The organism is Mucilaginibacter sp. SMC90 (assembly GCF_022811725.1).
Taxonomy (GTDB): domain Bacteria; phylum Bacteroidota; class Bacteroidia; order Sphingobacteriales; family Sphingobacteriaceae; genus Mucilaginibacter.
In genome coordinates this window covers 1,138,258-1,161,603 of sequence record NZ_CP094527.1, presented here as the reverse complement: position 1 = coordinate 1,161,603, position 23,346 = coordinate 1,138,258, and the positions used below count along the sequence as shown (strand labels likewise).

Sequence of the window (23,346 nt, the reverse complement as noted above, 5' to 3'; positions counted from 1 at the left end):
CTGTCATGAAAACATCAAATATTCCGGCGATCGGAAAAACCATGCTCATTACATCAATATTTGCCTTTAGTGCGCTAAATTACGGTTTTAAAGCCGAAATGAGCGAACAGGAATGGCTTAACTGGAGCAATAAATGCCTAAACGCCTGTTTCAACCCAACCGGCGAAAACAACCTTAAAAAGTGGGAATTAAACCTCACCACCGATTATTTTATTCGCCTCCGAAAAACTTATCAACAGGGTAAGCAGGAGTATTTTTCATTTAACCTGCACCGCCTCACCAATGTTGACTATACGGCCGGCGATACCACGGGCATGCTCAAATTTAACACCCAAACCGACGATATTATTGTGCAAACCTATGAAGACCCACAGGGTAATATCGATTCAATGGCCACCACTCTTAATTTACCGGTATACAATATGAACCCGGCCCGGTTTGACAGCCTGAAAAATGCAATGAATTATTTCAGGATGAAAGGTTTGTAGAAACTCTGATTTCTACTTTTCTTTCTGAATTTGCCGGGGTTATGAAATAGCAGGATACTCCATCCCAAACCTAAAAAGGCGGTTACGGGCGTAGCTACAGCTGAGTTTATTTAATCCGGCAATGATCAGTTGGTGATGGTCATGGCCACAATACCGCAGATGGCTTTTACGAGCAATGCTCCATCAATCAAAATAAGATAGTAAACAAGACTGTGTCTTTTGCGCATAGTATATACAACATACAGCATGAGCAGGAAGGGGATACAATTGATAAGTATCTGTATTGGTAACAAGCCCCTGTAAAGGGTAAAGCATATGAGCGATAACAAACCGATACTTAATAGTGGTATCAAAATAAAAAAGATGGTTTGCCTAAGACCGAACCGTACTACAAAGGTTTTTAGTTGCCTGTTGGCGTCTGTGGGATAATCCTTAATATCAAATATAATGGCGTTCACAGTGCAAAACATCCAATTTTTAACAAATAAAAACAGCCAAAGAATTGAATAAGGATAAACATAACCGGTTTCAACATGTGTCATTACCATAGGGGCAAGATTTGCGCAGCATGCCCATACAAATCCAATTACAAAGGCTTTGAGCCAACCTACATTTCTTAAACTTAAACCACCCGGCAACAATCCATAATACAAAGTGGCCGTAATCAAAATGATGCCGAGAAAGATCCAGTGAATTAGCGGGAGATGCAGTAAACGATCATCATATTTTACAAACAACACCACAGAGATGATGGCCGACAAACCAAGCATAATAGCCTGGCTATATTGTACAAATGTGCGGTTTTGGGCATACCAACGGCTTCGCGGATCGGCTTTTACCGGATCGATAGACTGATGTTGATAAGCATAGGTGTAATAAATAATAGGGAGCATAAACAACAAGGCATAATATAGTAATGAATTATGCGGCATGTGCAGCTGGGCGGTAGCCTCCAGGTTAAAGGCAATTGCTAAAAAGCCAACAAAGTAATTACCGAAAAAAAGGAGTCTTAGTCCCTTGTTCATGCTATGGGCAGAATTTGAATAGAACGGCCTAAATCTACACAAATATTTCATTTGCCCGGAATTATCTGTTGTAACCACAATATAATTCTGAGGTTAGGAAGGGCCTATAACTTCTCTAATAGCAGTATTAAAACAAAAAATCCCCTTAGCGTTAACTAAGAGGATTTCTGTTTCTGTGGTACCAACTGGGATCGAACCAGTGACACAAGGATTTTCAGTCCTTTGCTCTACCATCTGAGCTATGGTACCAAACCGTTCCCGTGATTGGGGAGTGCAAATGTAGCCTTTTTTTCATGTTTGAAAACTTTTTTTTGAAAAAAGTTTAAATGAACCCTACTTTTTTAAATAACTATTCAGAAAATCAGCTACTTAATTTTTGATTTTTTTTTCGATCTCAAAACATTTCGCGCTTTAAACAATTCATTTAACTTTGAACAAATACTATGCACGCATAATGATTGCACAAATTATATTCATAATTATATTAGGTGCCGCTATTTACCTGTTCAGTAAAAATGTAGCCAAAATACGCCGTAATATACTGTTGGGCAAGGATACAGACCGTAACGACCAGCCTGCATTGCGCTGGAAGGTTATGGCAAAAATTGCCTTAGGGCAAACTAAAATGACCAAACGCCCGGTAGCTGCCATCATGCACTTTTTTATTTATGTGGGCTTTGTCATCATTAACCTCGAAGTACTGGAGATCATGATTGACGGAATCTTTGGCTCACATCGGATCTTTTCGCATCCTCTTGGCGGTTTATATGGTTTCCTGATAGGTGCGTTTGAGGTACTTGCTGTACTGGTGCTTATTGCTTGTATTGTTTTCCTTTGCAGGCGCAACGTTGTTCATCTCAAACGCTTTACCGGTACGGAGATGACCCAATGGCCAAAATCGGATGCCAACTATATCCTCATTACCGAAGTATTGCTCATGACCGCGTTCCTGACTATGAATGCGGCCGACTATAAATTACAATTACTGCATTTTAGCCACTATGTTACTGCCGGTAGCTTTCCGGTGAGTTCATTGCTGGCTCCGTTGCTGCCCAATAATGCTTCGGCATTGGTAATTACCGAGCGGGTTTGCTGGTGGTTTCATATTGTGGGGATCTTGTGTTTTTTAAACTATCTGCCTTATTCAAAGCATTTCCACATTTTGCTGGCTTTTCCCAATACTTATTATTCCAATCTGAACCCTAAAGGCAAGTTCACCAGTATGGAGGCTGTCACCAATGAAGTGAAGGCAATGCTCGACCCGTCATTTACGCCTGAAAATACCGGAGAACCGGGTCGTTTTGGCGCTAAGGATGCAACCGACCTTACCTGGAAAAACCTCATGGAGGCTTATACCTGTACCGAATGCGGCAGGTGTACTTCGGTTTGCCCCGCAAACATTACAGGTAAGCTGCTATCGCCGCGCAAAATTATGATGGATACCCGCGATCGGATCACCGAAATAGGTAACAGCCTCGATAAGTATGGCAAAGATCACAATGATGACAGATCGCTGCTTGATAATTATATCACCAGGGAAGAGTTATGGGCTTGTACAAGCTGCAATGCCTGCGTAGAGGCCTGCCCCGTAAATATCAATCCGCTGGAGATTATAACCGAGATGCGCCGCTATATTGTAATGGAAGAATCGCAGGCCCCGGCGAGCCTGAACAACATGTTCAGCAATGTTGAAAATAATGGAGCCCCCTGGAAATACAGCCAGGCCGACAGGTTTAACTGGGCAGAGGAATAAGAATTCATTAAGTCATTTGTCATTGAGCCGTTGCATCGCGGCCAATGGCTTAATGACCAAATGATCCAATGACTAATTTATGAGTGAAATAAAGATACCTACCATGGCCGAAATGGCTGCACAGGGCAAAGAACCGGAAATATTGTTTTGGGTTGGCTGTGCCGGCAGCTTTGACGAACGCGCCCGTAAAATTACCCGTGATATTTGTAAGATCCTGCAGCATGTAGGCATCAGCTACGCTGTTTTAGGTACGGAGGAAAACTGTACCGGCGATCCGGCCAGGCGGGCAGGCAATGAGTTCCTGTTCCAGATGCAAGCTATGATGAATATCCAGGTGCTGGACGGTTATAACATCAAAAAAATAGTTACAGGCTGCCCTCATTGTTTCAACACCATCAAAAATGAGTATCCGGGATTGGGGGGAAATTATGAGGTAATCCACCATACCCAGCTTATTCAACAGTTAATTGATGGCGGTAAACTCAAAGCGGAAGGTGGCGAAAGCTTTAAGGGCAAACGGATCACTTACCATGATCCGTGCTATTTAGGGCGTGGAAATGATGTTTACGAAGCACCCCGCGCTGCCCTTGAAATACTTGATACTGAACTGGTTGAAATGAAGCGCTGCAAATCAAATGGCTTGTGCTGCGGTGCCGGCGGTGCCCAAATGTTTAAGGAACCGGAACCTGGTAAAAAAGACATTAACATGGAGCGCATAGCCGATGTTATACAGGTACAGGCACAGGTGGTAGCTGCCGCCTGCCCGTTTTGTATGACCATGCTTACAGATGGCGTAAAAAATCAGGATATGGAACAGGAAATAAAAGTGCTTGATATTGCCGAGATCACAGTGAGGGCTAATGGCTTGTGATCATTTTTACATATTACAGAAAGAGATGTTTTTTTGCGATCTATGAAAATATCAGGAAACGAAATTATAACGATGTTAAAAGAACGAGCGGAGTTTTTACCCGTTTTAATAAATAAGATGTTGGCGGAATAAGTTGCCCTTTATTAACAATAAAATTTCCGGCAATTATTTAGCGTCTGCGTGAATACTTTTTCGGAAACTCTCAGGGGATACGCCCGTTTGCTTTTTAAAAAATTTGCAGAAATAGGAGTTATCTTCAAAGTTTAACGCGTAAGCAATTTCAGTAACAGTACGACTGTAATTAATCAACATACGTTTAGCCTCAAGGGCGATCCTGTTTCTAATCATATCTCCTGCAGGCTTTCCCAGCATACCGGTACAAAGCGCATTTAAATGATTGGGGGTAATGAATAAAAGCTCAGCATATTGCTTAGGCAAACGCAGGTCCAGATAATTTTTTTCAATCAGCTTTTCAAAATTCTTTAACAACGTGGTGTTATAAGATTCTGCGGCCTGTACTTCATTTCTTACATTCATATTCCCGATCTGCAAAAACAATTGCAAAATCCAGGCTCTTATTGCATCCTTTTTAAACCTGCTTTGCTTTTCCATTTCACGAACGGCGTTATCCATAATTTCTATAATTAAATCGTGTTGCTCTTCTTCAATGTCAATCACCGAATCAGCTGCAATACCGTTCAAAAAATGAAACTGGTCCAGGTAATCTGACTTCAGCAGGAACGACTGGAAAAACTGCACAGAAAAATTAATTACATAGCCGTCCATATCACCCTCAAAATCCCAGCCATGCACCTGCCCCGGTGCCATGAAATAGGCCCTGTATGGAATGATCTTAAAATTTTGAAAATCAATAGAAAAGCTGCCGCCGCCATGAGTAAACAAAATCAAATGATAAAAATCATGACGATGCGGAAAATGAAGACTTTTAAGGTTTTTTAAATAAACAGCAAAACGACTTACAATAATGTCCTGCTGCCTATCTAACGAAAATTCACAAATATCATATACTTTAAATTCGCTTTTCATGCCCAATTGTAATGTAAGTGACCATTAAACGGCTTCTTCATTAAGTTCATATACGTATCCCAAACTGTGCGCATCCTTTTGCGTTACATTCATGTCTTTAATAAGCCCGGTTTTCAAATCAATCACCCATCCGTGAATTTCCAGATCTGTCCGTTCTTTCCAGACGTTTTGCACAACAGTAGTTCTGCATAAATTATGAACCTGTTCTACCACATTAAGCTCTACCAGGCGGTTTACCTTTTCAGTATGATCTGCAATGGCATCCAACTCATGACTGTGAATGCGGTAAACATCTTTTATGTGCCTCAACCAATTGTCGATCAATCCAAACTGCTTTTTACTTAAGGCCGCGGTTACCCCGCCGCAACCATAATGACCGGCAACAATCACATGTTTAACTTTTAACGCATTTACCGCATAATCCAAAACACTTAACATGTTCATATCCGAATGTACGATTACGTTTGCGATATTACGATGTACAAATACCTCTCCTGCCCGGGTACCCGTCACCTCATTGGCCGGAACGCGGCTGTCGGCACATCCTATCCATAATATTTCCGGACTTTGCCCCGCAGCCAATTTGTTAAAAAACTCAGGCTCTTCTGCCAGGCGTTTAGTTGCCCAATCTTTATTGGCTTTGAGCAGCGCCTTATAGCTATCTGTTTGAACTAATTTTAATTCCATGATTTTACATTTTTTATTTTAAGCGGTTTTGAAATTTATTCAGGAGCATAAAGCGTTTTATCCCTGCTGTATGCTCCTGTTACTTGATCAAAATTTATTAAATGGTAAAAATTTGCCATCTAAAATAAGTTTCACACGGGCACCATTAGGCGATTCAACACGCTCTATGTCAATCGTAAAATCGATACCACTCATGGCACCGTCGCCAAACAGCTCATTAATAGCTGCTTTAATATCGGGGCCATAATTTTGCATCATTTCAGTTAACCGGTACAAAGTTGGGTCTGTTGGCGTAGGTTGTAATGCACTTCTTAGCGGTATCTCCTGCAATGATTCTATAAGTTCGGGGGATAATGATAATATTTCTCCTGTTTTCTCAGCGGCTTGCTTATCCATAGCGGCCTGCCCATGCAGTGCGTGTATAGTCCATATTAAACTACTGCCAATGGCGTTTGCCAGGTCCTGGAATTTAACTTTTTTACTTTTGATGCTTTGAATAATCAATTCAGTTGCTGTTTTTCTGTCCATTTCTTTTGTTTTTTTTAACTATTCAAAAGTACTGGCCGCTAATCCATTAACACGGTAGTAAACAGTTAAGGTGCGGTACATTTTACCGATTGGCATTTTTAATCACTCCATGAAAATTATTATAATTCAAAACATTTCGCTAAGGGCTATAAAATTACAGACAACGCCTTTCTGTAATTTGGAAAAAGTTTAACAGGCAACCAGGAGAAATAATGGCCACAGTAAAATCCAAAAAACAAAGCGGATAACTTTACATGTACTTTCTATATTCAGAGATGCCTTGTCAGTTAGATTTTAAAAAAACCATCACCTGGCATTTATTACATTAGCCAGTATCTGGGAGTTTTGAAAAAGGCATCTGACGGACGTTTTTCAGGTAGTATCAGAAAAACGAATAATCATATCAAACGGATTCATTATTGCCTTCAGAGATCGATTTTAGTTGTATTTTTGAATATAGCACATCCGTTATTCAGGATATCAGCAAAGATCAACATCAGCGTACCGGTCATTATGAAAAAGAATAAGGAGCGGAAATACATGGTCAAAGTATGGCGATCAATGAAACGCCACCTCCGCTCTTTTTCTAAAAACAGCGAACAGGAAGACCTGCATCACTTTCGCACCGGCGTGAAAAAATTACGGGCGCTTATAATCCTGGCAGATAGTGCAACGAAGGAACCTGTGCTTGAAAAACAGTTCAAACCTGTACGTAAAATCTTTAAGCAGGCCGGAGAAATCAGGAATGCTTACATAAACCAGCAACTGGGTGAAACGGTACATGAAAGCATCTTTATTCAAGAACAACAGCAGATCATGGAAACCTCTACCCTGGTGTTTAACGCCGATAGGGATCAGCATCGGATCTGGCTCCGAAAAACACGGCGCAGGCTCATGAAGAGTATCAGCCCTGTCAGTAAACTACACCTTACCCTATACTACCGGCAACAATTGGAAATAATAGCGGCAGACTTAAGCCAGCTTCGCTTTGGCGAAGAGTTGCATACTTCCCGTAAGCAACTGAAAGTGCTGCTTTATAATTATCCCCTTGTAAGCCATGAATTGGATATGCCCTTCAATGCAGCTTACCTTGACCAGGTACAGGATGCTATAGGCAACTGGCATGATAATCAACTGGCTGTTACATTGCTATCATCCCAGAAAACCGACGATAATTACGAACTTTTTAACGGGTTAGAGAAACAGGCAGCGAAACTTAAAAAACAACTCGCAAAGCTAACCATGAATTTCAGGGAGCAGGCAACTACAGTTACCGAACTTCCTATTGAACAAGTGGATTAACAGGCTGACATTTTACTATACCAATCTGGAAAATGGCATGATCATATACTGTATTTTCATATAACCGGCGTTAAATGAATTATTGTGCTGACGTATCGCTTTTTGCATACTTTAACCAACACCGATATATGTAAAAAGTACTCCTTCCTGATATTAATATGCAAATGGCAACAGATACATTTAAAATAACCATACACATGGTTTCGAGTCTTGACGGCTACGTTGCCAAAAAAGATAATAGTATTTCGTGGTTTGAAACATCCGACAATTACGAACAAGGAATTAGTGTTACAGAACAGGACGCTAACAAGTTTCTAAAAACGATTGATTGCTATGTAATGGGGGCCCGCACATATGAACACGCTTTAGAGCTTTCAAAATCTTACGGCTGGGCTTACGGAGATGTGCCCACCATCGTATTAACCCACAGAAACCTGCCGGTTGAGAGGTCCAATATTAAAATTTATTCCGGCGATCTGAATAAATTTGTGAATGAACAACTAAAACCAAATTATAGAAATGTTTGGTTGGTAGGCGGTACAAAACTTACCAAAGATTTTATTCAGTTAAACCTGGCCGATGAAATAAGACAGTCAATCCTGCCCGTTATTTTAGGCGATGGGATTCCCTTTTTCGATCACATAGGACGAGAACTGGCATTACACTTAAAAAATGTAACAGTTCACAAAAGCGGGATGGTGGAATTATGGTACGAAATAAATAGGTAGCCATCTGGCGATAAAAACCTTTCCCCTGTTTAAAATTAACATTGCCATTCAAGAAAAAATCGCAACTCCTGTTATCGCACTTGCTCAATTGCCGTATAAATAAATTAAAATAGCAACAATTCCTCCTGGTTGTAAATTTAAACGTAGTAATAACATCATTTCTTTAAAAAACGGATAATATATCCTATCTTATGCAACAAATATTATAATTGCCGATCATGTTTAAATTACTCTTTATTGACGACAGTAAACTTGACCATATAATCCTGGATAAAATCATTGCCGGGATTGAAGCTTTTAACCCTATTACACATAGCTATGATGGTGAAGAGGCGTTAAAATCTTTTTCAGATAATCCTTCCGATCACCCTGACGTTATTTTTCTGGATATCAGAATGCCAAGGTTTGATGGCTGGGATTTTCTTCAGGGCTTTAACAATTTGCAACCCTCATTGCCGGTTAAACCACTGCTTTATGTATTTTCATCATCAATTGATCCAACAGACCGCGAGCGGGCGCTGAGCTATGATTTTGTTACCGGCTTTTTCAGTAAACCGGTTTCGCGACCGGTACTTGAGCAGGTGTTAAACGCCTGTATCGAACGTTCAAAATTATAAAAGGCCACCGATCTTCTGTTCAAAACAAAAAGTCTGATAAGCTGCCTTTAATCTTTCTTTTGCTCCATTTGATGAAAGCCTCACGGAACAACATTATAATCAAAACATGCCCCTACTTTAGGGTATAGCTATAAATAGTAAAATCGCCTCTTAAGTTAATTAAGAGGCGATTTTGGCTTATTTGTTATAATATCTCTTTTTTGTCTGCAGGCAAAAAAGCGTTTGCTATATGATATTATCGCAATGCTTAATACTCCGTGGCACCTATATCAAAAGCTGTACCCGATGGGCGCGCAGTGCCGTAATAATCAAATCTAATTCCGTAAGATAAAACGTTAGCGCCTTTATTGATAAGTGGTGATGATGATTGTAAATGAAAATTATCGCCACCATAATTTACAAACTTACAAGCGTTTACATCTGTGCTTACATAATTATTTGAAGCCGTTAATTTAACACCCGTGCTTTTCCTAATTATTGCCTGCACTGACGCCGGCTGTATAAGTACATTATTAATAACAGTATTCATCGGGATAGTTTCGGAATTTAGCTTTATTCCTCCCAACACCGAACCAACAATGGTATTATTGATAAACTGGAAATTCTTTCCAGGAGTATATCTCGAATCGGCAAAGATCCCGTAGGATTTTGAATTGATAATGTAATTATTGAATACTACGTTGTCACCAAATCCAAGAACGATAATACCATCGCCCGGCGTGTTTTTAACAATGTTATTATAACATTTACCGCCAGTGCCTTCGCCTATTTGTATGCCGTTATCCTGGTAAGCAGAAAACGGGCTTCTCCCCGGATTTTTTACTGTATTGTTATAAATTTCGCAACCTGAAGTAGCGCTTCCAACCTGGATCCCTTCAGAACCGGTTGAATCAACAAGGTTTTTATAAATCTTGGTATTCACTACATCGTGGGGTAAAACAGTACCACAGGAAGTAGAAACTCCGTCCTCATAAAATGAATTTCCTATGTAAAGGCCTTCCCCACCGGTTTTGTGAACATAATTATCATGAATCAATACATTTTTCATAACAAACCGGCCCCGCTGAGTTGCGGGATCACACGTGGGATCAGTTTTTGCCATAATGCCGGCAAAACCACTGTTACGCACTTCAACACCCGCAATTTCAAAATCGGTGCTCAGGTCATCCATGGTCATGCCTATATTACCTCCGTTTACATCAAAACCATACTTAATTGTTGATACGCTATTGCCAAGCACCTTAAAATATTGGCAATTTTGTGTTTTGAAAGCGTATGAAGCTGTGGTTGCTGTTGTAAATGAAACCCTGCCTCCCTGATTTATAATTAAAATAGGAGCGGCGGCTGTCCCTTTAAAGTTCTTAAGCAATAAAGCCCCCCTTTTACCTGCTGGGATGTATATTTTAGCTCCGGCAGGGATCTTTGTCCCGTCAACCATCCACTCGGTAGTTTTAACGGTATAAGTATAGTTAGTTACAGCCGCTGTAGCTAAACTTTGCTCAGCATTAACCTGTTCAGGAATCGGAGCTGCCGGCTTTTCAATTTTGTTTACACTTTTTGAACATCTTGCGAAACATGATATCACCAGCACACCGGCTATCACGTGTATTAAGTAATTGTTTTTTCCCATTTATAAATCTTAAATAGCGCCGATCATATTAAATCAAACGTATTGATAATCAAAACATCTGCACTATGCAGAACTATCTGTTATACGTTATTTTTCAGATATTGTTGCCTTGCAGTTGGCATAGTAAAATTACACAACGCAAAAAGGGTGTTATTTATGCGCTCTATCCATAGCATGCGGATAGCGTAAAAACGCATTTTGGGGCTAAAATTTGATACGCCTTTCAATATTAAAACAATACCGTGCTCATTTGTATCAACATTTACATTATCAACCACTGAAAATAAAATAACTAATGCAAATATCCACTGATAATTAGACTGATAAAAACCAAATAAATCATCTCGTCTTTAGCATACCTTGCAATATATTATTCCATGTACATCAAACTAAAAACAGCAGTTTAAACTATGTAAATACATGATATACGTTTTACTATATTTACCTGCATTTATACTTTATTAAGGTTAGTAAATCCACTATGAAATTAGCCATCGATCATAAAAGCCCTATCCCCCTCCATATACAAGCTGAGCAATTGCTCAGGGAACTAATCAAGGACCCTGCTTACCAGGCGGGCAAGTTACTGCCTAATGAGGTTGAGCTGGCTAAAAAACTGGCTATATCCCGCACAACGCTGCGCCAGGCCATTAATAAGTTAGTTTACGAAGAATTACTGATCAGAAAAAAAGGTTTTGGCACCAAAGTCGCAAATTCAAGAATCAGCTCAAAATCAATGAACTGGCTCAGTTTTTCGCAGGAGATGAAAGCGAGGGGCATTAACGTAAAAAACTATGAACTACATGTAAGCTGGGTGTTTCCTGACGAAAGCACCGCCAGTTTCTTTGATATAGGCACAGAGAAAAAAATAGTAAAAATGGAACGCCTGCGGGGCAGCAGTGATAGTCCTTTTGTTTACTTCATCTCTTACTTTCACCCGCGAATAGGCCTTACAGGCGAAGAAGATTTTAAACGCCCTCTTTATGAAATGCTGGAAGACGAATATTCTACCATTGCAAACCTGTCAAAAGAAGAAATCAGCGCACTTGAAGCCAATAAGTTTATAGCCGGTAAGCTTGAAATTGAAGCCGGCAGCCCTGTATTGTTCAGAAAAAGATTTGTTTACGATCAGGGAGAGCGCCCAATGGAGTATAACCTTGGCTATTACAAAGCCGAAAGCTTTGTATATACAGTTGAAAGTCGTAGAAGCTGATCCTGACTTTGCATTCGGCAACTGAAATTGAAGCCCCTCTTTACTGCATTACCCTTTATAAAACCTTCATCTTTTTTTGAACTATCGCAATTCGTTGCCAATTATCTATAAACTAATTGTCATTTATAAAAAAATACCAATAAAAGTAAAATTTTCATATTAAGATGACAATAAATGTAAGGATTACACGTATATTTGTACCATCATGTAAATAGCTGACAAGGCAGCGTTACCGGTTCGACCCCGGATTTACAGCTCTTCTCATAATTTAGGTTTATAATTGGTTAGAACGCATTCCTGCCCATCAGGAGTGCTTCTTTTTTTTATAGCCTTTTTTGAAAGCGGAAATGCTTAGCCCCTGCCACCCATTGTTCCTGAGTAACTTTTACAATAACATCAAAGTGCTTTCCGGGTAAGCTGTGCCGGATTATTGCTATGCTTAACATCCTGCACACATCTAAACCCAACGTGGTTAGTTGCCGAACGGTATTCGCCTTTGCCCCTTGAGCCTACCATGTAGCGCGTACAGTATTGATCGGTACATAAAAATGAGCCCCCTCTTTGAACCTTTTTTTTCTGCCCGGGCTCCTGCTGATCAAAAGAAGCAGCGGGCCCCTGCGGATTGCGGGCAACTGTATTAGGATTAAAGCTGTTATAATAATCGTTACGGTACCAATCAGCACACCACTCCCAGGCATTACCTGCCATATCATATAAACCGTAGGCATTTGCAGGATACTTTTTTACAGGACCCAAACCGGTTTCACCATCTTCGGCGTTATCACGATCCGGAAAAGATCCCTGGAAGGTGTTGGCCATCCAGCGCCCATCCTGTTTTAACTGGTTGCCCCAGGGATATAGCTCACCGGCTTTACCTCCCCTTGCGGCAAATTCCCATTCGGCTTCTGTAGGCAGGCGCTTTCCGGCCCATTTGGCATAAGCCGCAGCATCTTCCCAGGCCACCTGTACAACCGGATAATTTTCTTTTCCTTTTAAATCAGATTCGGGGCCAAGCGGATGTTTCCAATCCGCTCCTTTTTGGAACGACCACCATTGCGAAATATCATTTAGCTGCACTTTATGATTTGGAGGCGTAAAAACAACGGATCCGGCAACCAGATCAGCTGTCGGCACACCCGGAAACTCTGCCGCTGTAGGTTTTTGTTCGGCCACGGTTACATAACCGGTAGCTTTTACAAATTTGGCAAACTGGGCATTGGTCACCTCGGTTTTATCCATATAAAAACCGTCGACAAATACCCGGTGAACAGGCCTGGCATCATCCATCGCTTCCATACCTCCGTCTGTCATCCCAGTTGGATTAACCCCACCCATACTAAAGGTACCACCTGGGATCCAGGCCATATCAGCATTGGATTTATTTGTTGCTGTGTTAACCACATTAATCACTGTAGGCTTAAATGATTCGCCTCCCTGGTGCATGTATAAAATACTATCTTCCCTCACCATTCCATTTTTGGTGCACGAAATAGCAGCTTTGATTTTAAAACCGGCTGCCGGGGCATTAGCTATGGGTCGGGATGTTGCGCTGTCAGTGTCGCTGCTCGATTTGTTGGTACTGTGACAGCTTTGGAAAACGAGGGACAATAGTACCAGAATGGGCAGTGCCAGTATTATAACTCCGGTAGATAGGAAATGCTTAATCTTCATCAAATTCAAACTTAGTAATCTTTGCGCAAAGACATGCTCCGGTTGTGTAAAGATTATAAGGTAATCCGGCTTAAATCCTACTGTAAACAACCCGTTATTTACCTGCCCCGGCATCCATTACTTATTACCTTGTTTTTCATACTTTTATCAACCGTGTTGCATCAAAATGCTACAGGTATAAAAATGAACCGAAAACGCTTCATCTCCTCCTTAGTAACTGCCGGGGCCGCATTATCAACATCCGGGGCATGGGCAGCCGTTCCTGAAATTACTTACGCTGATACGCATTATAAAATCCCTCCATATTTAAAAGCAGGTGATACCATAGGCATTATCAGTCCGTCGGGGTATATCAGCCTGGCTGATATTATTCCGTCTATACAACTTATGCAAAGCTGGGGGTTCAATGTGGTAGTTGGCGATAACACAGGCAAAAAGGATTTTATATATGGAGGACCGGATGAAGAGCGGACGGCAGACTTACAACAAATGCTGGATAACCCGCAGATCAAGGCCATTATGTGCGCAAGGGGCGGCTATGGATTGGTCAGGATCATTGATCGGCTTAGTTTTAAGCAATTTAAAAAACATCCCAAGTGGCTCATCGGCTTCAGCGATATCACTGCATTACACTGTCACATCAACCGCAATTTCAAAATTGCAACCCTTCATTCAAAAATGTGTAACAGTTTCCCGGATGACTGGACAAAAGCCGATGCTATGCAGGTAGCCACTATTCAATCCATTAAACAGGCATTAACTGGTGAAAGCTTAACTTACTCATCGCCTGCAGTGATACAAAATCGCCCCGGCAAGGCTGAAGCTACTTTGGCAGGCGGTAACCTGAGCCTGATCACAACACTATCGGGTACACCGTCAGATCTGGATACTGATGGCAAGATATTATTTGTTGAAGACACCCATGAGTATCTTTACAATATCGACCGTATGTTCTGGAACCTGAAACAAAGCGGCAAGCTTTCAAATCTGGCAGGATTGATCATTGGTGGCTTTCAGTTAAAACCCGATGTTGCAGGCGAAGAATTTGGCCGCACCATTTATGATATCGTTACCGAAAAAATTACAGAATATGACTACCCGGTTTGCTTCGATTTTCCGGTGGGACATCAAAAAAATAACTTCGCGCTCAGGTGCGGCATACCGCATACTTTTGAGGTTGGCATTGGCGGAAGTACTCTCCGTTCGCTCTGATGGTTATTTTAAAGCCTCGTCAAAATCAATAAACAAATCGGTTTTATCATTATCATAAATACCGCCTGCTATGATGCTTTGCCCTGTTGTTGCCGGATTGTTGCCATGCCCCAACGGCCACGAACCTTTTGAATTAGTAACCCCGAAACCGGCGTATGAAGCCGCCTGCAATGCAAAATCGGTACAATTATTTTTTGACAGGTGGTATTCCAATCCGTCATATTGACGGGTTAGCTTCAGGATCCTTTTAAACCGGCGTTCGGTTATGAATTTACCCATCACTTCATCCCATTGATGCGCCTCATCATTTTTAAATGTACCTGAAGTTTCAGGTTCCCACGGGGTAGCCGAAAATATATTATCCTTTTTAGGGTAAAATCCAAAAGAAACAGAAACCGTTGTTGAATCGGTATTATACTTAATGAGCGTAATAAATGTATGACCCGTATTAGCCCTTACAAATACAGTTGGCTTACCGGGCTTTGGCTGTTTTACATGAAACAGCAACGCGTAAGCTGCGGCCTTTTTCCCGTCGTTAAAAGTGTTAACAATCCGGTTATAAGTAATTGATTTGCTTTTCTTTTCCTTTTTATCCTTCAACTGAACCGGCGCATTTACAAATACAGAATCGTCATTGGCATTAATAGCCAGCAATCCGCTGTTTAAATGTAATTGCCGGCCGGTTGTATCCATACTAACAGAATCGGTGGCAGCAGGTACAAAATTATTTGCATCTTTTTTAGATACCATCGCCCTAAAAAAGCATTTCATAGCCAGGGGATACAAATGCAGTTTGGCAAATACATTGGCAAGCTTGTAGTAAGTTTTAACTTTTGCCTGGTTATAGTTAGTTTCACTGGTATTGCCTGCCGAAAATTCTTTTAAATATCCCATCAGCTTTTTGCGGCCTGCATGAGTATCCAACTCGCTTTCCAGGTCGCTTTCAAAACCGGCATCAGCATTATCAACAAGAGGTTTGTCGGGCATCCCGGTAACTAACCTGGCCGAATAATTATCTTCAGTTAAACCATGGGCAGATGTATCGTGCAACAGGATGGGTTTATATCTTACAGCAGCCGATAGTTGCGCCGATACGGGAAGCGCATATGATATAAAAATAATTATTACAAAAGCCGCGAATAAATGCTTTATATAATGAGTGGTCATGATCAATTTTTAAGCTTGTGATAATTTGTTGTTGATATATAACGAAGGGAGACCGGTTAATGTTTACTACCGGCAACAACAATAACCTTGTTGGTTATGGCTTAAAAAATGAAAACATGGCGGAGCGCTGTTCATAACTACACAAACGTAATAACATTTTAAATAGTCTACAAGTTTAGTGGATTTTTTTTAACTAAACTTGCATGCCGATATATTTTACAGAACGATGGATCAATACGCTTTAATAACAGGTGCCGGTAAAGGCATTGGACGATCGATGGCTTTACTATTAGCTCAAAAAGGGTACAATCTGTTAATAGTTTCCCGATCGAAAAGCGATTTAATTGCACTATCCAACCAAATTAAAGCCGACTATAATGTTAAAGCTGATTATCTGGCTATTGATCTTTCAAACGCGGGTGCGGCCCTTCAGCTATTTGACTGGGTTAAAAGTTTAAAAAGCCCCATATCGATATTAATAAATAATGCCGGGTATGGCGTATGGGGAAATTTTGGCGAACTAAATATAGCTGTGCAAACCAGCATGATGCAGGTTAATATGAATGCAGTTACTGAGCTTTCCAGCCACTTTATCCCTCTTTTAAAGCTACAGCAACAGGCTTTTATCCTCAACGTATCCAGCACGGCAGCTTACCAGGCGGTACCAACATTGGCGGTATATGCGGCAACCAAAGCCTTTGTATTATCATTTAGCCGTGCTTTGAGATATGAACTTAAAAACACGCCAATATCAGTAAGCTGCTTATGTCCCGGCCCAACGGATACAAACTTCGCCCACCATGCCGGAATGGATGCCCTTGCCGACCTGGCTGCCAAATTTAATATGACAGCTGATGAAGTTGCAGCAATTGGCATAAAAGGAATGTTCAATAAAAAAGCCGAAATAATTCCGGGTTTCTTAAATAAACTCTCGGCTACTGCCGCAGCAATTAGCCCTAAAAGCCTGATTGAAAAGATAACTGCAGGCCTTTACAAGCATTAAAAAAATATTTTAAGAAATATTTGGCATCATTAACAATTTGTTTACATTTGCATTAGTCTACTAAAAAGATAGACTTAATATACATTGAACAATAAGCACAACATATTATTTGCATGCCCTATGCGAATGCCCTTGATGAAAAGGGTCATGTGCAGCTGTTGTTGTTAATTCCCTTTAAAAAAGGACCAGATCCTTTTCTACAATATCGCTCAGGCGGTACCCAGTGTTACAAATTCAATTTTCAGGTACTTTATATCTTTTCCACCACATGGCAACGTCATATCAAAAATTCACATTAGGCTCAACAATTACACCCGAACAGCAGGCTTTTTTCAATCAGCACGGCTTTATCCATTTCAAAAACTTCATTAAGCCCGAAACTGTTACCGACATTATAAATGCGTCAAAACAGGTTGAAACAACCTGGCTAAATAACAAAACAGAAAAAGTAAACGGCGTACCTATTAAATATGGCAAAGACGTTGATGGCTCGCCTATTGTACAGCGCTTTGCCTTCATTAATCAGCACAATAGCCTTTTAGATGAATTTACAAGGGATCCGCGTTTCCAGGTACTGCTTAACCTGATAGGTGAAGGCTCACGGTTGGGCACAGACGAAAAGGACGGCATGGTTTTTAATCACTATGTGAACGGGCCCGAAAGCAGCTTTACTAAAATGGGCTGGCACACAGACGGCCTGCGTGATATTTTCCATGGACAGAAATTAAATCCGATGCTTAATGTTGGCATTCACCTGAGCACGCTGAAACCAGAGAACGGCGGTTTACGGATCTTGCCCGGCACACATAAGCAAAACCTTTACCAGATGCTTTTCCGTAAAAAGTATTTCCTTGATCATGATACCGACGAAAATGAGGTAGCTATTATCCCCACAGCAGGCGACCTGACCATACATGATGGCCGCTTATGGCACCGCGTAGCCCAATCAACCGTAATTGGTGAAGAAAGCCGCCGCCGGGTAATATACATCCCTATTATTGCAGGTAAATATGAGCCCAAGCATGCCGACAGCCCTACAGCTTTTTATCAACGTTTTGCAAGTATTGTTAAGTAAAAATATATGCTAATTGCCTTATTGATCAGTTATCTTGTGCGCACCGGAAAATTGGCCGGCCTGAAAAGTTTTTTTACAGAACGGGCGCTGGTTAAAATCCCTGTAAAATAAAAAACATGTCTTTGCGAGGAGCCGCATGGGCAAAAAGCATTTGGGGCAACGTGGCAATCTCGTAGCTATACAGATCGGACATGCATAAGCTACGAGATTGCTGCGCTGCGCCCGCAATGACATTTTTTTATTTGGTTCCCCGCCGCCGCTCGGCTCCAGCCCATAGCCGTTAACTTAAGGGAGTAATTTGGCATAAGTGTTTTAAAATCCCCTCTCGAGAGGGGGCGCGATGGAACGAGTGGTAGCAGGGGTGTGTTATACAAGCGATAAGCCGCACGTAGAATAACACACCCCTCCGCCCCTCTCAAGAGGGGAATCGCACAATCCATCGCTTTTTCTTCCTTAAGTTAGCTGCTACTGGCTCCTACCGCTCGGCTACATAGGTTTTAGGTTTTTACTTTAACCAAACCGTTTGCGTATAAGCACCATTTACTGCAGCATCCCAAACTTCAAGGCGTACCCATTTGCGGCCTTTCATATTCAGTACTTTATTAAATGTTTTTGCACCAAATGCCTGGGTGGAGGTAAGATCAATACGATCACGATAAACCTTCTTGCCATCGCCCGAAATGATCTCGGCAAAATTAAGCGGGAACGTCCAGCTGGTTTTAAAGTTCACGGTGCATTTACCATCTGCCGGGAGTGCAATAGTTTCGCCCGATGAATGGCCATTTACCGTAAAGTCCTCAATCAAAACCTCGCCGGTGGTTGAAAAGAATTTGCCCTGCTCCAGCACATCAAGTACAGGCTGCCAGCCATTTTTATATTCAGGCTGTTTGGCGAGTTTTAAATAGTTTATATTGAGGTGGGCATACATTTCATTTTCAGGTTCGATACTGAACAAGTCGGCCTCAGAAAGCACTTTCTTTTTCAGCCCCCAATTGTTCATATCATCCATGAGGTCAAACACGCGTTTACCTAAACGAGGTTCGGACAAGTCTGCCGGTAAAGCTTTCCAGGCTGCGCCTAAAAACCTGTCCGACAAATAAAAATCTTCCTTTTTGTAAGCATCCGGAAAACCGGTTGAACCCTTGGTACGGGCATGCGCCGTCCAGGCCAAACCGTTCTCGGCTTTGAGCAGGTTAAGCATATCCGTTTTATCGCCTATGTGGTAAACTTTGCCATGCTCATCATCAGTACTTTCAAAAGGTGTACCTGCTTTGCGCGACATGATCCAATAAACAGGTTTCGGAAAAAATGCCAGCCAGTGGCCACCAAAAAACTCGTTAGGTTCTTCGCCCGGTAATAACAAAAAGTTTTTATCAGATAAACGGCTGCATTGGTCAAACAAAGCTTTCAATTCTTTAAGGCGTTGCTCATCCGGGCCTTTAGGATGCGCTGTATAATGAAACTCAGCTAAATGGACAATGTTAATCCCCTCCCGCTTAAATACTTTTACAAACGACGGGCTATCCGGCACAGGCTTGCCAGCCAGTACCACGCTCATGATAAATTCATTGTGAAAATGGCTTGCCATGGTTTTATAACCGGGAAGTGGTTTGTAGCTATCATCATGGGTAAATCGCTTTACTTTGCCCAGCAAGGCATCTGCGCCATCAGTTCCAAGCAGGCAAAAAAAGTTGAGCCGCTGTTTGGTTGCGGGAGGCGCGTTAAACCAGGGAACAAAACGCTTATCGCCCTGTAATTCCTGCCTGATACCAAGGCCGTAACCCGGTAGCAGTTTGCGGTAATTATTACCGTACCAAACAAATTTCAGGTTGAAAGCTTCATCCAAAGGATAAAAATATTGATGGGGGGCAGGAAATACTGCAATGCTCCCCTTCTCGTTATTCCCGATAATGGTACGATATTTTACCGCAAGATTTTTAGCAGTATCGGGCATGCTGATATCATCTGTTTGCAGGTGTTCATAAACGTCACTGTAACTTACAGCTTTAACAGGCTGCGCTTGGGCTACCAACCCGGCATCGTACAAAATTGCTGTTGAATCAATATGGGTTGATATCACCGCCGCTACGTTAAACAGGGGCTGTCCATTGTAAAGCGTTATTTCCAGATCGCCTTTAAAATCAGGCGCTTCTAATCCCGGTATAGTAATTACAGTTCGGGTACCTTTACTACTTATGCTTATTGATTTTTTATGAAAATCTACTTTATAAGAATGATGCGGTTTTAGCGGTACTTTATCAAAAAAGATATTCCAGCCATTTTGAGAGATGAGATCGCGCTTACCTTTGGTAAGAATAAATTGGGGATCGACGTTTTCAATTACCGGCTTATAAACCCCGGCTTTACTTAACTGAACGCTGCTAAATAGCGGCTCGTCATTTTTTAAGTTTAAAACAAGCCGGCCATTACTATTAGCCCCCGCGGGCCAGGTCACTGTAACGTTTGAGGCATTTGTCTTTACACTTACGTCAGCTGCAGGTTTAAGGTTTTTATTACCTGATATTTGGGCTTCGGTTTTAAAAAACACCAATGACAGAAACCCGCAAAGCGCGAAATGTTTTAATTGACGAATCATGTTATTTTTTATTTAGTTACTCACGTGAATAAGCCACCTATAAGATGCCGCTTGCTTAACGGGCCCAGCATCATGTAATTAAAAAGCTTATTCATAGGCGCAATTGGTTTAAGGGTAGTATGTATTAGCGGGGAACAAGACTTACGAAGTTTTAAAAACTTCGTAAGTCTGTAATAAACCTGCATTTCAGGTGATAAGCAGATTTGTGTGATAGGTTAACACCGGAGGCGAACAGCAACAGGTGCGCCTTTATTTACAACATTGGTTTCAGCATTCGGAAATCATTTGCACATCAGCACATCTGAAATCTGCACATCTACTACCTTCCGGTCAATTTCTTGATCAGTGCTGTTTCTTCAGGTATATAAGCTGTACCATCCTTACGGAAAATATCGTGAAACCACAATTTAGGCTCGCTGCCGTCAGGCATTGGGGTATCCCATGCATAAATGGTGTTGGTTTTTCCACTTACAAAACCCCAATTGATGGCGCCTACATTTTCTTTTTTAAGCATTGGCAATACAGTGCCAAACAGGCTGTTGCGCGGACGTGCCATGTACTCGGTACAAATCAACGGGCGGCCGTTCATTTTCAGGAATTGTACAGTTTTCAGATGTTCGGCCTCTGGCGTGTAATCGTGGTAAGTTACAATGTCTGAGTTGGCTATCTGGAACTTATTTAATTCTTCCAAATCCCAGCGCCACACGCCGGCACTAACCGGCTGACTTGGGTTTACCTGCCTTGCCCATTTAAAAACACTTTTCAGCAAGGGTAAAGTTTTGTTGCCCTTATCTGAATTGCCCGGCTCATTGTACAAGTCCCAAAGCAAAATGCGTTTATCATTGGCAAAACGCTTTAATACATCTTTTACATATTTTTCAAGTACAGGCGAGTTTGCCGCGTTATCAGACGCAGGCTGGCCGGGGTCCTGCATCCATCCCGAGTTGTGGATACCGGGTTTAGGCTCCGGCTGCTTACCTGTTTTAGGTACTTTATTCCAGCAGTCGTCAAAAAACACGAACATAGTTTTTACACCATGCTTGCTGGAAATAGCAAGGTACTCGTCCATACGTTTTTTGAAACCTTCAGGATCTTGTTCCCAGGCCCAATGGTGCAAAAACACACGCATTACATTCATTCCAATACCTTGCGCATAGCCCAACTCTTTATCTATTGTTTTAGGATCGAAAGTATCGGCCTGCCACATTTCTAACTGGTTTATAGCAGTGCTTGGAATAAAATCAGCTCCAACCAGCCATTGCTGCTGCGCGTACCATGTTTTCGCCTTTTCCTGCGACCATACCTGCGCCGGCGCTTTCTGCTGCGCCATTACCCTCATCCCCAATGGCATTGCCAAAGCAAGGGCCAATACTTTTAATTTTGTTTGCATTTATTTGTGTTTAATAGTTTAATTCCTGTTTCTGTTTTTTTAATTCCCCTCTTAGCGCGCTTTGGATAGTGGAATGGCAGGGGTGTGTTTCTGCAGCGTTTATCGTCTATTGGAGAAACACACCCCTCCGCCCCTCTCAAGAGGGGAATCGCACAAGCTCCCGCTTTTCGCTCTTTATTTCTTCTTTTCCACTCTACCCTTTATCATCCAAATCTCAGTACCATTCCCAAACGCATTTGTTGATGTTAACGCAATTATGGTATCATCATTAAGCACACACAACGCATTCCATAATCCGTGTTTATTAAGCGGAATATTGAATGGCGTTTGTACACTCGCAAAATCCTTAGCATCATTGTTACCCAAAGCTACCTGCATGCAGGCCTGTTCCCAGTTATGGTTACGGTTTTGGGTACTTTGGTATGACAGCACCGTTTCGCCGCTGTGCAGTTGCCTTAAATAAGGCGCACCTGCATAAACCGTATCCTGCAATTTAGGTGTGAGCGCGTATGTACGTTCGGCATCATCAGAGCCTACTGTTTTTTGCCAGTTTTGGCCGATGCTGTTACGGATAATGGATGGCTTAAAAGTTGCGCCTGCGTTATCCTCTATCGAAAACGCGATCTCATTTTTTCCTTTCAGGAGGATGGGCACCGGCATGCCATCCCTATGCCCGGGTCTGAAGGATACTATTTCAGGCTGTTTTGTCCAGCTTAAGCCGTTATCGTTTGACCTAAATATGGAAATATTTTGCTCGTTCGATTGGGTATAGATCCCCTCGTTTGAAAAGAACAACTGGATCTCTCCGGATGGCAACTGAATTTGCGATGGCTCCCAGCAACCATCATCAAAGCTATACCGGGCTTCATAAATCAAACGTTCATCCGTCCAGGTTTTGCCTTTATCGTAGCTTTTTTTAGTACAAATGGCAAATCGTTTAGTGGTGTCCCAACCTCCGTTTACCTTATGCGGGCGAGGATTGTACGATGCCAGTAACGAGTGATCTTTTAGTTCCAAGATCTCGGGCACTGCCATGTTTACCCCCGGCGCGGGTTTAGCGATTACTACAGGTTGACCCCAGCTTTTACCAAGGTTGTTGCTTGTAATGCATTCAACGCCTCCGGCGCTTTCATAAACACAAAACAGGTTGCCGTCACTTAACTGGATCATGCGGGCGTAATTACCGTTTTTATTACCAACCTGCTTTAAAGTGGTTTGATCCCAAGCAATAGTTTTGTTCTTAACGGCATTGTGTTGCCCCAGAACCATCACCGGGGCAAACACACCCATTAACCAAATGAATATCTGCCGCATAACCAATTTATATTCTTTTTATTTCCGTT

General features: G+C 41.7%; 20 protein-coding genes and 1 tRNA gene. 10 read left to right on the top strand and 11 right to left on the bottom strand.

Translation table 11 applies throughout. The annotated features are described in order from the left end of the window. Nucleotides 1-5 precede the first annotated feature (5 nt). Entirely contained in the window at nucleotides 6-488 is a 483-nt protein-coding gene (locus tag MTO98_RS05170) for a hypothetical protein (RefSeq protein WP_243485550.1), read from the top strand. Nucleotides 489-613: 125 nt separating this feature from the next. Here the strand turns inward: MTO98_RS05170 and MTO98_RS05165 are convergent, their stop codons facing one another. Together MTO98_RS05165 and MTO98_RS05160 are read right to left on the bottom strand one after the other, a co-directional pair. Next, complete coding sequence (locus MTO98_RS05165) at nucleotides 614-1,513, bottom strand: UbiA family prenyltransferase (protein WP_243485549.1); 900 nt, start codon at nucleotides 1,511-1,513, stop codon at nucleotides 614-616. Nucleotides 1,514-1,689: 176 nt separating this feature from the next. After that, nucleotides 1,690-1,762 (bottom strand) — tRNA-Phe (locus tag MTO98_RS05160). A gap of 205 nt (nucleotides 1,763-1,967) precedes the next feature. On the opposite strand from MTO98_RS05160, the gene MTO98_RS05155 reads away from it, so the two are divergent. Next, nucleotides 1,968-3,266 (top strand): (Fe-S)-binding protein, encoded by a 1,299-nt coding sequence (locus MTO98_RS05155; RefSeq protein ID WP_243485548.1) that lies wholly within the window; start codon nucleotides 1,968-1,970, stop codon nucleotides 3,264-3,266. A 79-nt stretch (nucleotides 3,267-3,345) separates the two neighbouring features. Then, entirely contained in the window at nucleotides 3,346-4,137 is a 792-nt protein-coding gene (locus tag MTO98_RS05150; protein WP_243485547.1) for a (Fe-S)-binding protein, read from the top strand. Between the two features lie 165 nt (nucleotides 4,138-4,302). On the opposite strand, the gene MTO98_RS05145 is transcribed toward MTO98_RS05150, so the two are convergent. From MTO98_RS05145 to cynS, 3 genes are all read right to left on the bottom strand, one after another. Beyond that, entirely contained in the window at nucleotides 4,303-5,184 is an 882-nt protein-coding gene (locus MTO98_RS05145) for an AraC family transcriptional regulator (RefSeq protein ID WP_243485546.1), read from the bottom strand. Between the two features lie 24 nt (nucleotides 5,185-5,208). Continuing rightward, nucleotides 5,209-5,871, bottom strand: coding sequence for a carbonic anhydrase (locus MTO98_RS05140; protein ID WP_243485545.1), 663 nt, complete (start codon nucleotides 5,869-5,871; stop codon nucleotides 5,209-5,211). Nucleotides 5,872-5,958: 87 nt separating this feature from the next. Next, nucleotides 5,959-6,399: a cyanase gene (gene cynS, locus MTO98_RS05135; protein WP_243485544.1), complete on the bottom strand. Its 441-nt coding sequence runs from the start codon at nucleotides 6,397-6,399 to the stop codon at nucleotides 5,959-5,961. Nucleotides 6,400-6,912: 513 nt separating this feature from the next. Here cynS and MTO98_RS05130 point away from each other — a divergent pair. The 3 genes from MTO98_RS05130 to MTO98_RS05120 all read left to right on the top strand — a co-directional run bounded on the left by MTO98_RS05130 (nucleotide 6,913) and on the right by MTO98_RS05120 (nucleotide 9,046). Further along, nucleotides 6,913-7,701 carry a CHAD domain-containing protein gene (locus MTO98_RS05130; protein ID WP_243485543.1) on the top strand — a complete coding sequence of 263 codons (789 nt, stop codon included), beginning with the start codon at nucleotides 6,913-6,915 and terminating at the stop codon, nucleotides 7,699-7,701. Between the two features lie 164 nt (nucleotides 7,702-7,865). Continuing rightward, nucleotides 7,866-8,429 (top strand): dihydrofolate reductase family protein, encoded by a 564-nt coding sequence (locus MTO98_RS05125; protein ID WP_243485542.1) that lies wholly within the window; start codon nucleotides 7,866-7,868, stop codon nucleotides 8,427-8,429. A 218-nt stretch (nucleotides 8,430-8,647) separates the two neighbouring features. Then, nucleotides 8,648-9,046, top strand: coding sequence for a response regulator (locus MTO98_RS05120; RefSeq protein ID WP_243485541.1), 399 nt, complete (start codon nucleotides 8,648-8,650; stop codon nucleotides 9,044-9,046). A 247-nt stretch (nucleotides 9,047-9,293) separates the two neighbouring features. Here the strand turns inward: MTO98_RS05120 and MTO98_RS05115 are convergent, their stop codons facing one another. After that, a complete protein-coding gene (locus MTO98_RS05115; protein WP_243485540.1) occupies nucleotides 9,294-10,676 on the bottom strand; it encodes a right-handed parallel beta-helix repeat-containing protein in 1,383 nt (460 codons plus the stop codon). Between the two features lie 481 nt (nucleotides 10,677-11,157). On the opposite strand from MTO98_RS05115, the gene MTO98_RS05110 reads away from it, so the two are divergent. After that, a complete protein-coding gene (locus MTO98_RS05110; protein ID WP_243485539.1) occupies nucleotides 11,158-11,889 on the top strand; it encodes a GntR family transcriptional regulator in 732 nt (243 codons plus the stop codon). Nucleotides 11,890-12,285: 396 nt separating this feature from the next. Here MTO98_RS05110 and MTO98_RS05105 read toward each other — a convergent pair whose 3' ends face one another. Next, nucleotides 12,286-13,560, bottom strand: a complete 1,275-nt coding sequence (locus MTO98_RS05105) for a formylglycine-generating enzyme family protein (protein ID WP_243485538.1) — start codon at nucleotides 13,558-13,560, stop codon at nucleotides 12,286-12,288. 183 nt (nucleotides 13,561-13,743) lie between these two features. Between MTO98_RS05105 and MTO98_RS05100 the strand changes: the two genes are divergently transcribed. Beyond that, nucleotides 13,744-14,772 (top strand): LD-carboxypeptidase, encoded by a 1,029-nt coding sequence (locus MTO98_RS05100; protein WP_243485537.1) that lies wholly within the window; start codon nucleotides 13,744-13,746, stop codon nucleotides 14,770-14,772. Nucleotides 14,773-14,775: 3 nt separating this feature from the next. On the opposite strand, the gene MTO98_RS05095 is transcribed toward MTO98_RS05100, so the two are convergent. Then, entirely contained in the window at nucleotides 14,776-15,939 is a 1,164-nt protein-coding gene (locus tag MTO98_RS05095; RefSeq protein ID WP_243485536.1) for a hypothetical protein, read from the bottom strand. Between the two features lie 226 nt (nucleotides 15,940-16,165). On the opposite strand from MTO98_RS05095, the gene MTO98_RS05090 reads away from it, so the two are divergent. Further along, a complete protein-coding gene (locus MTO98_RS05090) occupies nucleotides 16,166-16,942 on the top strand; it encodes an SDR family oxidoreductase (RefSeq protein ID WP_243485535.1) in 777 nt (258 codons plus the stop codon). 268 nt (nucleotides 16,943-17,210) lie between these two features. Continuing rightward, nucleotides 17,211-18,017, top strand: a complete 807-nt coding sequence (locus MTO98_RS05085) for a phytanoyl-CoA dioxygenase family protein (protein WP_243485534.1) — start codon at nucleotides 17,211-17,213, stop codon at nucleotides 18,015-18,017. Between the two features lie 505 nt (nucleotides 18,018-18,522). On the opposite strand, the gene MTO98_RS05080 is transcribed toward MTO98_RS05085, so the two are convergent. From MTO98_RS05080 to MTO98_RS05070, 3 genes are all read right to left on the bottom strand, one after another. After that, complete coding sequence (locus MTO98_RS05080) at nucleotides 18,523-20,613, bottom strand: hypothetical protein (protein WP_243485533.1); 2,091 nt, start codon at nucleotides 20,611-20,613, stop codon at nucleotides 18,523-18,525. A 319-nt stretch (nucleotides 20,614-20,932) separates the two neighbouring features. Continuing rightward, nucleotides 20,933-22,003, bottom strand: coding sequence for a cellulase family glycosylhydrolase (locus MTO98_RS05075; RefSeq protein ID WP_243485532.1), 1,071 nt, complete (start codon nucleotides 22,001-22,003; stop codon nucleotides 20,933-20,935). A 174-nt stretch (nucleotides 22,004-22,177) separates the two neighbouring features. Beyond that, nucleotides 22,178-23,317 carry a sialidase family protein gene (locus tag MTO98_RS05070; protein ID WP_243485531.1) on the bottom strand — a complete coding sequence of 380 codons (1,140 nt, stop codon included), beginning with the start codon at nucleotides 23,315-23,317 and terminating at the stop codon, nucleotides 22,178-22,180. Nucleotides 23,318-23,346: the final 29 nt, after the last annotated feature.